The sequence below is a fragment of the Mammaliicoccus sp. B-M6 genome, from assembly GCF_022386965.1.
Lineage (GTDB): Bacteria > Bacillota > Bacilli > Staphylococcales > Staphylococcaceae > Mammaliicoccus > Mammaliicoccus sciuri_A.
Genome location: NZ_JAJNHJ010000030.1, coordinates 1 through 13,045, shown reverse-complemented (window position 1 = coordinate 13,045; position 13,045 = coordinate 1). Strand labels below are relative to the sequence as shown.

Below are 13,045 nucleotides of genomic sequence, written 5' to 3'. Positions count from 1 at the left end.
CCTATCCCTAAAATATTTGGAGATGATAAAATGATCGCGACGATACTGACGGCTACTGCGGTATATGTAGCAACAGGAATTGATTATCTCGTCATATTAATTCTTTTGTTTTCGCAAGTAAAAAAAGGTCAGGTAAAACATATTTGGATAGGACAATATATAGGGACTGCAATTGTGATAGGAGCAAGTCTTTTAGTTGCACAGGGGGTTGTAAATTTAATTCCTCAGCAATGGGTTATCGGACTACTTGGACTTTTACCACTTTACCTAGGCGTGAAAATATGGATTAAAGGAGAAGAGGATGAAGATGAAAGTAGCATTTTATCTTTATTCTCCTCTGGAAAATTTAATCAGTTATTTTTGACGATGATTTTCATCGTATTGGCTTCCAGTGCGGATGACTTTTCCATTTATATACCGTACTTCACGACCTTAAGTATGTCTGAAATCTTTATTGTCACTATTGTCTTTCTAATTATGGTTGGAGTTTTGTGCTATGTCAGTTACCGTCTAGCTTCCTTCGATTTTATATCGGAAACAATTGAGAAATATGAACGTTGGATTGTACCAATTGTATTCATTGGGCTAGGTATTTATATATTGTTTGAAAATGGAACATTCAATGCTCTGATTTCATTTCTTCTTTGAAGTGGCGAATCCAAACCATAAAGTAAAGTATAAAGAGGTTATCCTATTGATTGGGATAACCTTTTTATATTTAACTAATTATCATTTACGTTAAACACATGTACTTAAAGTAAGAACATTGATTTAAACCATTTTTTTCATAATTTACTCTTGATAAGATCCGACACCTTCTCCAGGAGATATCAAAATAACTCAGAGAATAAAAGAGATTAGTGAAATGATGGGCATTATATTATATGACCACATAATATTTTCAGAAAATGATCATCATTCAATTATCAAAAAAATTGCACTTTCTACTGGTATATATCCTTGCATTAATTTTATAAAAAATGCCCCTACTGAAGATATAAAAGCAATTGCTATGCTATTGTTCACTACCGTATTCATTGGTAATTTAAATAATGCTAATAATACAGGAATGATGATAAATGCTCCACCTGCACCCACAATTCCCGAAATTACACCAATTCCAAATCCAACTATAATAAATAGCAAAGGTTTAGATTTCGTCTCTTGTGTAGTAGGTTTAACTTTAATAAACATCAATATTAAAGCAAGTATGGCGATTATTACATATACCGTATTTACAAAAGTAGCATTAAACAAACTAGCTAAAATTGCCCCTAACATGCTTCCAATCAACATACCCCTCCCATATATATAACAAGTTTAGGAGAGAAAGCTGGTTGTTTTCTTGCATTTAATGATCCACTAAGTGTACTGAAAAATACTTGACTAGAGGTAAGTCCCGAAGCAATATATGCACTATACGCAGGTATACCTATTAATGGTGGCAATATAAGAATAGCTGGGTAAATAATAATTGCGCCCCCAATACCTATTAATCCAGATATAAATCCACCCAGTACGCCAATTAGCAACATAATAGTCATATTTGCTATATCCATTATTTACTTTTAACTAATAAATTAACTGCTTCATTAATTAATTCTTGAGAACTTTCATTATTTTCTTCTGCTGTTTTAACGCATTCTATTAAATTTTCACTAATTATAATCCCCATTAAACGTTGTATAGAACCTTTAGATGCACTAAGTTGCGTAATTATATCTTTGCAATCTTTTTCTTCTTCCATCATTTTTACGACACCATTTAATTGACCTTGTATTCTATTTATACGATTAATCATTTTTTTATCATAAGTCATATTCATTTCCTCCACATAAATTGATTAAGTTAATAATAATAAATTAAAACAAAATTGTCAAATACCCCTATAGGTATTTGGCAAATGATTCTATCCGTTTTATTATACCCTCATAGGTATTTATAGGAGGTAAGTATGGAACAATACAAAGAAGTACACATTAATTCATTAAACAAAGAAGAATTAGAAAAATTGGCAAAAATGGGTCAATTGATTGATGTTAGAACAAAAGAAGAATATGAATTAGGACACATTAACGGTTCAACTTTACACCCAGTAGAAGAGATTAAATCATTCAATAAGAATAGCAACAAAACGTATTATATACATTGTAAAAGCGGTAACCGAAGCACTAAAGCTTGCGATTATTTAGCCAAACAAGGTTATGATGTCGTGAATTTAAAGGGTGGATATAAAGATTATGAAGCAAAGAACTTCAATAGTGCTCCTTTAATAGAAAAAGATATTGAAATCAAAGAGAATCGTAAACAATTTGATTTTAGAGGTCTTCAGTGCCCTGGACCTATTGTTAATATCAGTAAAGAAATTAACAATATTTCAACGGGTGAGCAAATCGAGGTAACAGTTACAGATCCTGGTTTCAATAGTGATATTAAAAGTTGGGCGAAACAAACAGGGAATACCCTTGTAAATCTTACTGAAGAAGCAAATGTAATTAATGCAATTATTCAAAAAGAAAAGCCAAAAGAATTTGAAATCAATGACACTGCTACAGGTACAACAATTGTTTTATTTAGCGGTGAGTTAGATAAGGCAGTAGCAGCAATGATCATCGCAAATGGCGCTAAAGCAGCAGGTAAAGATGTAACTATTTTCTTTACTTTTTGGGGCCTCAACGCATTAAAAAAAGCGCAATCAACTCGCGTTAAAAAGAAAGGTATTTCCAAAATGTTTGACCTTATGTTACCTAAGGATCCAATACATATGCCATTATCAAAAATGAATATGTTTGGACTAGGTAATATTATGATGCGTTATGTAATGAACAAGAAAAATGTTGATTCTTTATACTCACTTATCGATCAAGCAATCGATCAAGATATAAAGTTAATTGCTTGTACCATGAGTATGGATGTTATGGGAATTTCAAAAGAAGAATTAAGAGATGAAGTCGATTATGGTGGCGTAGGTACTTATATTGGACATACTGAGCAAGCAAATCATAACTTATTTATCTAATCAATAAAATCTATTTTAAAAAGGAGTTTTTTTTGTTTTTCAAACAATTTTATGAAGACAATTTTTCACAAGCATCTTATTTAATTGGATGTCAACGTACAGGAGAAGCAATGATTATTGACCCTATACGAGATTTAACAAAATATTTAAAAGTTGCAGATAAAGAAGGATTCACAATTACTAAAGCTGCAGAAACACATATTCATGCTGATTTTGCTTCAGGTATTAGAGATGTGGCAAATAAATTGAATGCAAGTATATACGTATCTGATGAAGGTAAAGATGAATTTAATTATAAAAATATGCCTAAACAAACACATTTCGTTAAGCATCAAGATATTATCTATTTAGGAAAGATTAAATTAGAAGTCTTACACACTCCAGGCCATCCCCCTGAGAGTATTAGTTTTTTACTTACTGACGAAGGTGGGGGTTCCAGTATACCAATGGGATTATTTAGCGGTGACTTCATCTTTGTTGGTGATGTAGGTAGACCAGATCTATTAGAAAAAGCTGTAAATGTTGAAGGTTCTACAAAAATCGGAGCAAAACAAATGTATCAGTCCATACAATTTGCTGCAACATTACCAGACTATATTCAAATTTGGCCAGGTCATGGTGCAGGGAGTCCTTGTGGTAAAGCGCTAGGTTCATTACCTACAACTACTTTGGGTTATGAGAAAATAAACAACTGGGCTTTTAATGTTAAAGATGAAACTTCATTTATCGAAACTTTAACACTCAATCAGCCAGCTCCACCACACCATTTTTCACAAATGAAAAAAATAAATCAATTTGGTATGCAAATGTACCAACCATATAATGTTTACCCTAGTTCAAGCAATACACAAACTGCTTTTGATCTTCGAAGTAAAGAAGCATTCCATGGTGGTCATATGCATGGAACTATCAATATTCCTTTTAATAAAACTTTTATAAATCAAATTGGTTGGTATTTAGATTATGACTAAGATATTGAATTAATTGGCGATAAATCTACCGTTCAACAAGCTATTCATGCTTTACAATTAATTGGTTTTGAAAATGTAAAAAGTTACCGTTTGCCACAAACAAATATCGTCACATCATCTATTCATAGTTCTGAAATGACTGGTGAAGAACATAATGTATTAGATGTTCGTAATGATGATGAATGGCGTAAAGGTCATTTAAAACAAGCAATTCATATTCCTCACGGTAAACTTTTAAATGAAGATATACCTTTCGATAAAAATGACCTAATTTATGTACATTGTCAATCAGGTGTTAGAAGTTCAATAGCGGTAGGAATATTAGAATATAAAGGATTTACGAATATTGTTAACGTTAGAGGTGGCTATCAACATTTACCAGCATTTTTAAAATAGTTTTCTTCTGCAATAGAACTATAAAAATCCCTCAATCCGAAAATTCAATTCGGATTGAGGGATTTTTTTATAAAGACAATTACGAACTTTGATTATTCATTTGAATTAGTTTTTTATGCTTTTATATCTAAGTAAATATCATTAATCTGTAGTACTTTTTGGATAATTGCTAATGTACCACCTAGCAAAGTTGCAAATTTGACATTAGATGTTAACTTTATTTGAATTTCGTTACGTGAATATTGTTTGAACTGGTTCTTAATTGCTTCTAATATTTCAGGCATTTCATTGAACAATGGACAGTTAATGTAAATTGCATTCGGATTAAACTGGGTGTTTAAATTATGTATTAAAACAGCAATTTTATTTATAAATTGTTCCATTTCTTCAACTACGACTGGATTTTTTTCATTATAAAATTGAATTAATTTGCTAAGCGTCATCTTCTCATTTAGTTGATTACTTAAATTATGCAGTAAAGCTTCTTGTGAAAAAATATCTTCAATCTTATGAAAGATCTCCACATTATCGCTAACTTTTGAGACAAGTGTTTTTCCAATTTCACCCGCTTCCCCATTTGCACCACGATACAATTGATTATTAATAATAAGCCCAGCACCAATACCTTTATGTATACTTAAAGCAATAAGATTATTGTAGGATAAATTATGATTAAAATTACGTTCATATAACGCTGAAAGATTCGCTTCATTTTCAACTACGACTGGAACATTAGTAATTTCTTTTATTTTCTTAGCAATTGAAATTCCTTCAGTTTCATGGAATGGTAAATATGTCACATGCTGCTCATTATCCACAACTCCATGTATAGAAACAGACACACCTAATAGTCCGTTATAAGTATCAAGTTTCTCCTGAATATCAATATGTTTTTTTATTATGCTTAATATACTACTAACCTTTTCATCAGGTAAATCATAAGATTCATGCTTAATGACATTACCATCAAAATAATTGTACATCACTTCAACAGAACTATAAGTTAAATCCAAAGAAATAAAATAACCATAAAGATGATTAACCTTCAGAAGAATAGGTTTTCTACCACCACTCTTCGTGCTATCACCCTCACCAACCTCATTAACAAGAGATTTATACTTTAACTTATTCAAAATACTAGAAATCGTTGCCTTATTAATCTCAAGATTTTTAGATATTTGAGTACGCGAAATATTATGATGGTTATAAATTTCCCTTAGCACTCTTTTTTCATTATCATTTATATTTAAAATATTTTCCATAATTGCCTACCCCATAAGTTATTTTGAATTTAGTTTATAGTTTATCATGTATTTTTATACCAACTATTTTAACATAAATTAAATTAAACCTTAGAACAACTTAAAACCTCACTTAGGTTATCATCTTCGTTCTTTTATTTTTTTTATTATTTCAATAAATTACGTATTTCCAATATGACGATTTTTTATGCAAAGTCGTTGTATGTTTTTCAAATTTTTGACATTTATGCAATCTAAATAGCCAATTAGGGAATTTTTAACATTTTTTATTTGTTTGATATTATACTTAATGTATCTTAAATAGAAAGAGGGTATGCATATGGATTTCACTGGTGTTATTACAAGCATTATTGATTTAATCAAGACTTGCATTCAGGCTTTCGGTTAATTTTTTCAACTAAAAAACAGAGGAAATATTCAACGACTTGATTGTTTCCTCTGTTTTCTATGTATTGTTGTAAACACAACAATTTTATTTTTTATTCAATATATTTCTCAATTCTTCTATTTCATCTTGTGATAGATCTTCTTTTTCTACAAAGTTTAAGACAAGTGAATTGAAACCGCCTTTGTATACTTTATTGATAAAGTTTTTAGATGTTTTATATTTTATATCACTTTCTTCTACAAGAGAGTAATATTGAAAAATTTTATTGTCTTTTTTACGATCTATAAATCCCTTTTTATACAATCTCGTTATAAGTGTACGAATGGTTTTTGGACTCCAGTCCTTTTGCATTTGTATTTCTTCTATTATATTATTCGCACTTGCATATTTTTTCATCCAAATGATATTCATAACTTCCCATTCTGCAGATGATATTTCATACGTTTTATTATCCATTATATTAACTCCATTTCTTTTAAAATACGCTCAGAAATTTGTTGTGCTTTTTCGCCATTCGCATTGTCTTCGCCTTTTAAATGTGTAGCAAAATAATACGTATTATCTTTCGTTTCAACATAACCTACGAACCATCCATTTGCTTCTTTGTGATTCACGATTCCTGTTCCAGTTTTACCTACATATTTATAAGTATCTTTTTGTTTCAAAGTCATACTATTTTCAACTTTTTCAATAGCCTTATTATCAAAATGCATGTTATGTTGTTTCATATTTTTCAACAAATTAACCTGTTCTATTGCAGAAATTTTTAATGAAGATTCATTCCAATAATTTTCATTCCCTGATATTTCTTCATTACCATATTCAATTAGATCTAAATAAGATTTAACCTCATCTTGTCTTAAATGTTTGTTTAAATTTTCGTAATACCAATTTACTGAATATTTCATTGAAGAATTTAAATTTTGATCTTGGTTCCATTCTTTAAATGGATATTGATGTTTATCCCATTGTTGTTCAGTATGATTTAATGAGAGTAAATTTTGGTCGAATGCCATTAACGCTAAATAAATTTTGTAAGTAGAATTAGGTGAATATCGTTGTTTACTTTCTGGTTCATTATAAATAGAATAAGCTTGCTCCCGTTCATTATAAAGCACAAAACTTCCATCAAATCCTTTGAAATACGGAGCTAGTTGATTTAATTTTTTATATGATACATTTGTTTCATATTTGTCTTGTTGAACATGTGCAGATAGTAACGGTGCTTGTATTAAAAGCGATATACTACATACAATATACGCAACAATACGCTTGTTTCGATTAGGTTTAGGCATTGAATCATAAAGTGCAATATACTTAACACGTTCTTTAATATTTGAATTAAAACCTAGTAAATATTGTGCTGCCACATTATTTATGTGCTGAGATTTTAAAATAGAGCATTTTAATATCGATTCACCATAACGTATATGTTCATGGCGATTCAAAATTTTTAAAACGTTTCTATCACATACTTTTTCACAGTCATTGTCCATCATTGTTTTACTTATATATAGTGCAGGATTAAACCAGAATATCATTTTAAAAACAACATAAAGCTGGTTGAATATTAAGTCATGACTTTTCACATGTGATAGTTCATGTAGAATAATATATTCAATTTCTTTGTCATTCATGGTTTCGACTACGACAGTTGGTAGTACAATTTGGGATTTCACTAAACCAAATACCATCGGATTATCAATGTTTGAACTATAACTAATTGTTATATGCTTTTTGTAGAACTGCATCTTACTTTGACATACTTTAAGTCGTTCATTAAGATATGACGATTCCAATGACGAACTTTTAATAACATCAATTTGTCGGAATGCCTTAATCATATAAAATAAGCACAACAAACTACCAAATACCCATATCAAAAGAATCATATACGTTATATTTGAGGTCTCAAACTGATTAACATTAATTGCTAAGTCTTTCGTAACAGATGATTGTTGACCATCTAACATATGACTAACCGAAGAAGTCGTGTCAGATACATTTCGATTCATCATATCTTTTGAAAATGTAAAATTCGATATTTTGTAAAATGGTATTAATGGAATTAACGTGGAGACGAGCACTAATAACCAAATCTTATGTGACATAATATTTTGAGTATATTTTATATAGAGCATTCTCACTAAAAAAATTACACATATCGTGAGCAATGAACTGATTATACTTAACATTAAAAAAGATGATAACACCTTCTACACCTCCATATCACAAAAATTATAACATTATTTTGACATAAATACTACATTTGTAATATACTACAAATGTAGTCTTATATAAGGAGGATATTGATGAAAAAGATAAAAATTGTTCCACTTATTTTAATAGTTGTAGTTGTCGGGTTTGGTATATATTTTTATGCTTCAAAAGATAAAGAAATTAATAATACTATTGATGCAATTGAAGATAAAAATTTCAAACAAGTTTATAAAGATAGCAGTTATATTTCTAAAAGCGATAATGGTGAAGTAGAAATGACTGAACGTCCGATAAAAATATATAATAGTTTAGGCGTTAAAGATATAAACATTCAGGATCGTAAAATAAAAAAAGTATCTAAAAATAAAAAACGAGTAGATGCTCAATATAAAATTAAAACAAACTACGGTAACATTGATCGCAACGTTCAATTTAATTTTGTTAAAGAAGATGGTATGTGGAAGTTAGATTGGGATCATAGCGTCATTATTCCAGGAATGCAGAAAGACCAAAGCATACATATTGAAAATTTAAAATCAGAACGTGGTAAAATTTTAGACCGAAACAATGTGGAATTGGCCAATACAGGAACAGCATATGAGATAGGCATCGTTCCAAAGAATGTATCTAAAAAAGATTATAAAGCAATCGCTAAAGAACTAAGTATTTCTGAAGACTATATCAAACAACAAATGGATCAAAATTGGGTACAAGATGATACCTTCGTTCCACTTAAAACCGTTAAAAAAATGGATGAATATTTAAGTGATTTCGCAAAAAAATTTCATCTTACAACTAATGAAACAGAAAGTCGTAACTATCCTCTAGAAAAAGCGACTTCACATCTATTAGGTTATGTTGGTCCCATTAACTCTGAAGAATTAAAACAAAAAGAATATAAAGGCTATAAAGATGATGCAGTTATTGGTAAAAAGGGACTCGAAAAACTTTACGATAAAAAGCTCCAACATGAAGATGGCTATCGTGTCACAATCGTTGACGATAATAGCAATACAATCGCACATACATTAATAGAGAAAAAGAAAAAAGATGGCAAAGATATTCAACTAACTATTGATGCTAAAGTTCAAAAGAGTATTTATAACAACATGAAAAATGATTATGGCTCAGGTACTGCTATCCACCCTCAAACAGGTGAATTATTAGCACTTGTAAGCACACCTTCATATGACGTCTATCCATTTATGTATGGCATGAGTAACGAAGAATATAATAAATTAACCGAAGATAAAAAAGAACCTCTGCTCAACAAGTTCCAGATTACAACTTCACCAGGTTCAACTCAAAAAATATTAACAGCAATGATTGGGTTAAATAACAAAACATTAGACGATAAAACAAGTTATAAAATCGATGGTAAAGGTTGGCAAAAAGATAAATCTTGGGGTGGTTACAACGTTACAAGATATGAAGTGGTAAATGGTAATATCGACTTAAAACAAGCAATAGAATCATCAGATAACATTTTCTTTGCTAGAGTAGCACTCGAATTAGGCAGTAAGAAATTTGAAAAAGGCATGAAAAAACTAGGTGTTGGTGAAGATATACCAAGTGATTATCCATTTTATAATGCTCAAATTTCAAACAAAAATTTAGATAATGAAATATTATTAGCTGATTCAGGTTACGGACAAGGTGAAATACTGATTAACCCAGTACAGATCCTTTCAATCTATAGCGCATTAGAAAATAATGGCAATATTAACGCACCTCACTTATTAAAAGACACGAAAAACAAAGTTTGGAAGAAAAATATTATTTCCAAAGAAAATATCAATCTATTAACTGATGGTATGCAACAAGTCGTAAATAAAACACATAAAGAAGATATTTATAGATCTTATGCAAACTTAATTGGCAAATCCGGTACTGCAGAACTCAAAATGAAACAAGGAGAAACTGGCAGACAAATTGGGTGGTTTATATCATATGATAAAGATAATCCAAACATGATGATGGCTATTAATGTTAAAGATGTACAAGATAAAGGAATGGCTAGCTACAATGCCAAAATCTCAGGTAAAGTGTATGATGAGCTATATGAGAACGGTAATAAAAAATACGATATAGATGAATAACAAAACAGTGAAGCAATCCGTAACGATGGTTGCTTCACTGTTTTATTATGAATTATTAATAAGTGCTGTTACTTCTCCCTTAAATACAATTTCTTCATTTTCATTGTATGTTGAAAGTGACACTGTAACGAGTCCATTTTCTTTTTTTATGGATTTCTTATTTGTAATTTCAGCGATAACGTACAATGTATTACCTGGGTATACAGGTTTAATAAATTTAACGTTATTCATTTGTGTTCCTGCTACAACTTCTTCTCCGTATTTACCTTCTTCTACCCATAATTTAAATGATATTGAAAGTGTATGCATGCCAGATGCAATGATACCTTTAAATCTACTTTGTTCTGCTTTTTCTTTATCTATATGCATATATTGAGGATCAAAAGTTGTTGCAAATTGGATAATTTCTTCTTCTGTAATATGAAGGCTTTTTGTTTTGAATGTTTCTCCTACTATAAAATCATCGTATTTCATATATGTCTCTCTTTCTTATTCAAATTAATTTTTTAGTATGTAACATGTTAAAGGTAAGTCTACCGTCACTGAAACGTAAGACTCACCTCTAACTTTCTATTGAGACAAATGCACCATTTTATCTGCATTGTCTGTAAAGATACCATCAACTCCCCAATTAGCAAGTTGGTTTGCACGTGCTGGTTTGTTTACAGTCCATACGTTCAATTCATAACCCGCTTCTTTTACCATTTTTACTTTTGCTTTAGTAAGTTTGGCATCTTCAGTGTTTACTATTTTAGCATTACAGTAATCTAAAAGTGTTCTCCAGTCTTCACGAAACGAAGTTGTATGGAATATAACTGCTCTGTTATATTGTGGCATGATTTCTTCTGCAAGTTTAACAAGCACAACATTAAAGCTTGAAATGAGCACTTCTTGATTCTGATTTAAGTTTGTTAATTGTTCTTCCACTTGCTTAACCATACTTTTAGAAAGTGCTAGTCCATTCGGTCCAGTAATACCTTTTAATTCTACATTTAAATTCATATTATATTCATTTGCTATTTTTACTACATCATCGAAAGTTGGCAAATGTTCATCTTTGAATTTTTCACCAAACCAAGATCCTGCAGAAGCATCTTTAATTTCATCATAATTCAATTCAGTTATTTCCCCGGACATATTTGTAGTCCGTTCTAAATAATCATCATGAATGATAATCAGTTGTTCATCTTTTGTAATTGCAACATCTAACTCCAACCAGTTTATACCTTCTACTTCTGAAGCAGCTTTAAATGATGCAATTGTATTTTCCGGAGCTTTACTAGGTAATCCTCTATGTCCATATACAGTTAGCATATTACCTCTCCTTGCATTTTTATTTTTTTAATTAACGTAACTGTATTATCACATTAATCGCACTTTTATTTCCATTAAAAAGAGATGAATATCATAAATAAAGAAGTCGATAGATTCGTATTGATTATGGAGTTAATCTACGTCTCATCTCATTTTTAAAAAATCATTTATGTCCCAAGCTCCATTTTGTAATCAAGTCTAGTTTTTCTGTACCCCTTATCTGCAATTTTACTTAGGATTGCTTTTAACTTACCTCTTATCTGCAATTTTACTTAGGATTGCTTTTAACTTACCCCTTATCAGCAATTTTACTGAGAACTGCTTTTAACGCACCTCTTATCTGCAATTTTGCCTAGAACTGCTTTTAACTTACCTCTTATCTGCAATTTTACTGAGAACTGCTTTTAACTTACCCCTTATCAGCAATTTTGCATGGAATTGCTTTTAACGTACCTCTTATCTGCAATTTTACTTAGAACTGCTTTTAACAAACCTCTTATCTGCAATTTTACTTAGAACTGCTTTTAACGTACCTCTTATCTGTAATTTTACTGAGAACTGCTTTTAACAAACCTCTTATCTGCAATTTTACTTAGAACTGCTTTTAACAAACCTCTTATCTGCAATTTTACTTAGAATTGCTTTTACTATTCCTCTTATTAGTATAATCTCAGTAAGAATGCGTATAAAAATGAAAATTACAACCGATTTTGTAAGTGCTGACGCCTGAGGGAATAGTATGTGCGAGAGACTAATGGCTCGAGCCATACCCCTAGGCAAGCATGCACGTACAAAATCGTAAGATAAAAAAATAAGCATATCACTGTAAACTTTAAAAAATCAGTTTAGTGATATGCTTATTTATTTCGAGTTAGGATTTATGTCCCAAGCTCATCAAGCACAATCGGCCACTAGTTTATTTCTCTATCTTATATGTTCTGATATGGTCTTCTATACTGTATAAGTATACTTTTGAATATGGATCTTGTGTCAATTCACGTTCGAAATCAAATTCTTGATTATCAAATCTGTTAAAGAATGTTTCGTATTCTTCGACTGATAATTGCTCTCTAGATTCTAGCATATTTAAGTGTTTCTCTTTATCTAATGCTTTGTCATATCCTTTAACGATTGAACCACTAAAAATTTCTCCTACTGCTCCTGAACCATAACTAAATAGACATACTTTCTCTTCTGGTTGGAATGTGTGGTTCTGTAATAACGAAATTAAACTTAAGTATAATGATCCTGTATAAATGTTACCAACATCTCTATTCCATAATACGGTTCTGTTGCAAAGTTGAATTTATAGTATAATTTTAACAAAAAGGAGTCTTCTGTATGAACTATTTCAGATATAAACAATTTAACAAGGA

Annotated in this window: 11 protein-coding genes and 2 pseudogenes; 5 read left to right on the top strand and 8 right to left on the bottom strand. The window is 30.4% G+C overall.

From position 1 onward, the window contains the following. The first annotated feature begins 30 nt into the window (after window positions 1–30). Window positions 31–648, top strand: a complete 618-nt coding sequence (locus LQ693_RS10565) for a CadD family cadmium resistance transporter (protein WP_000562107.1) — start codon at window positions 31–33, stop codon at window positions 646–648. Window positions 649–921: 273 nt separating this feature from the next. Here the strand turns inward: LQ693_RS10565 and LQ693_RS10555 are convergent. Both LQ693_RS10555 and cstR read right to left on the bottom strand, forming a co-directional pair. Beyond that, window positions 922–1,559, bottom strand: a pseudogene (locus LQ693_RS10555) (sulfite exporter TauE/SafE family protein); the annotation flags it as partial. Further along, window positions 1,559–1,819, bottom strand: a complete 261-nt coding sequence (cstR, locus tag LQ693_RS10550) for a persulfide-sensing transcriptional repressor CstR (protein WP_000220507.1) — start codon at window positions 1,817–1,819, stop codon at window positions 1,559–1,561. The pseudogene LQ693_RS10555 and the gene cstR, both read right to left, overlap by 1 nt. A 135-nt stretch (window positions 1,820–1,954) precedes the next feature. Here cstR and LQ693_RS10545 point away from each other — a divergent pair, with 135 nt between their 5' ends. Then, entirely contained in the window at window positions 1,955–3,019 is a 1,065-nt protein-coding gene (locus LQ693_RS10545; RefSeq protein ID WP_000438836.1) for a DsrE/DsrF/DrsH-like family protein, read from the top strand. A 32-nt stretch (window positions 3,020–3,051) separates the two neighbouring features. Then, window positions 3,052–4,386 (top strand): annotated as a pseudogene (gene cstB, locus LQ693_RS10540) (persulfide dioxygenase-sulfurtransferase CstB). A 113-nt stretch (window positions 4,387–4,499) separates the two neighbouring features. Here cstB and LQ693_RS10535 read toward each other — a convergent pair. Beyond that, complete coding sequence (locus tag LQ693_RS10535; RefSeq protein ID WP_000427807.1) at window positions 4,500–5,648, bottom strand: ROK family transcriptional regulator; 1,149 nt, start codon at window positions 5,646–5,648, stop codon at window positions 4,500–4,502. A gap of 319 nt (window positions 5,649–5,967) precedes the next feature. Here LQ693_RS10535 and psm-mec point away from each other — a divergent pair, with 319 nt between their 5' ends. Beyond that, entirely contained in the window at window positions 5,968–6,036 is a 69-nt protein-coding gene (gene psm-mec / locus LQ693_RS10530; RefSeq protein ID WP_014532405.1) for a phenol-soluble modulin PSM-mec, read from the top strand. 84 nt (window positions 6,037–6,120) lie between these two features. Here psm-mec and mecI read toward each other — a convergent pair whose 3' ends face one another. Together mecI and mecR1 are read right to left on the bottom strand one after the other, a co-directional pair. Next, window positions 6,121–6,492 (bottom strand): mecA-type methicillin resistance repressor MecI, encoded by a 372-nt coding sequence (mecI, locus tag LQ693_RS10525; protein WP_000369214.1) that lies wholly within the window; start codon window positions 6,490–6,492, stop codon window positions 6,121–6,123. Next, window positions 6,492–8,249: a beta-lactam sensor/signal transducer MecR1 gene (gene mecR1, locus LQ693_RS10520; protein WP_000952923.1), complete on the bottom strand. Its 1,758-nt coding sequence runs from the start codon at window positions 8,247–8,249 to the stop codon at window positions 6,492–6,494. Before mecR1 ends, mecI begins: the two co-directional genes overlap by 1 nt. Window positions 8,250–8,345: 96 nt before the next feature. Here mecR1 and mecA point away from each other — a divergent pair, with 96 nt between their 5' ends. Next, the gene (mecA, locus tag LQ693_RS10515; RefSeq protein WP_063852655.1) at window positions 8,346–10,355 is read left to right on the top strand and encodes a PBP2a family beta-lactam-resistant peptidoglycan transpeptidase MecA; all 2,010 of its coding nucleotides are present in this window, start codon (window positions 8,346–8,348) and stop codon (window positions 10,353–10,355) included. 45 nt (window positions 10,356–10,400) lie between these two features. Here the strand turns inward: mecA and LQ693_RS10510 are convergent, their stop codons facing one another. The 3 genes from LQ693_RS10510 to LQ693_RS10500 form a co-directional block, all read right to left on the bottom strand. Then, window positions 10,401–10,829, bottom strand: a complete 429-nt coding sequence (locus LQ693_RS10510; RefSeq protein ID WP_000872606.1) for a MaoC family dehydratase — start codon at window positions 10,827–10,829, stop codon at window positions 10,401–10,403. A 96-nt stretch (window positions 10,830–10,925) separates the two neighbouring features. Next, window positions 10,926–11,669, bottom strand: a complete 744-nt coding sequence (locus tag LQ693_RS10505) for a glycerophosphoryl diester phosphodiesterase (RefSeq protein ID WP_000958858.1) — start codon at window positions 11,667–11,669, stop codon at window positions 10,926–10,928. A 916-nt stretch (window positions 11,670–12,585) separates the two neighbouring features. Next, window positions 12,586–12,975, bottom strand: coding sequence for a hydroxymethylglutaryl-CoA synthase (locus LQ693_RS10500; RefSeq protein ID WP_020444595.1), 390 nt, complete (start codon window positions 12,973–12,975; stop codon window positions 12,586–12,588). Window positions 12,976–13,045: the final 70 nt, after the last annotated feature.

Coding starts and splice junctions, on each gene's coding strand:
- LQ693_RS10545 (WP_000438836.1), top strand. CDS start 1,955: ATGGAACAATACAAAGAAGTACACATTAATTCATTAAACAAAGAAGAA.
- LQ693_RS10535 (WP_000427807.1), bottom strand. CDS start 5,648: ATGGAAAATATTTTAAATATAAATGATAATGAAAAAAGAGTGCTAAGG.
- LQ693_RS10505 (WP_000958858.1), bottom strand. CDS start 11,669: ATGCTAACTGTATATGGACATAGAGGATTACCTAGTAAAGCTCCGGAA.
- LQ693_RS10565 (WP_000562107.1), top strand. CDS start 31: ATGATCGCGACGATACTGACGGCTACTGCGGTATATGTAGCAACAGGA.
- mecI (WP_000369214.1), bottom strand. CDS start 6,492: ATGGATAATAAAACGTATGAAATATCATCTGCAGAATGGGAAGTTATG.
- LQ693_RS10510 (WP_000872606.1), bottom strand. CDS start 10,829: ATGAAATACGATGATTTTATAGTAGGAGAAACATTCAAAACAAAAAGC.
- cstR (WP_000220507.1), bottom strand. CDS start 1,819: ATGACTTATGATAAAAAAATGATTAATCGTATAAATAGAATACAAGGT.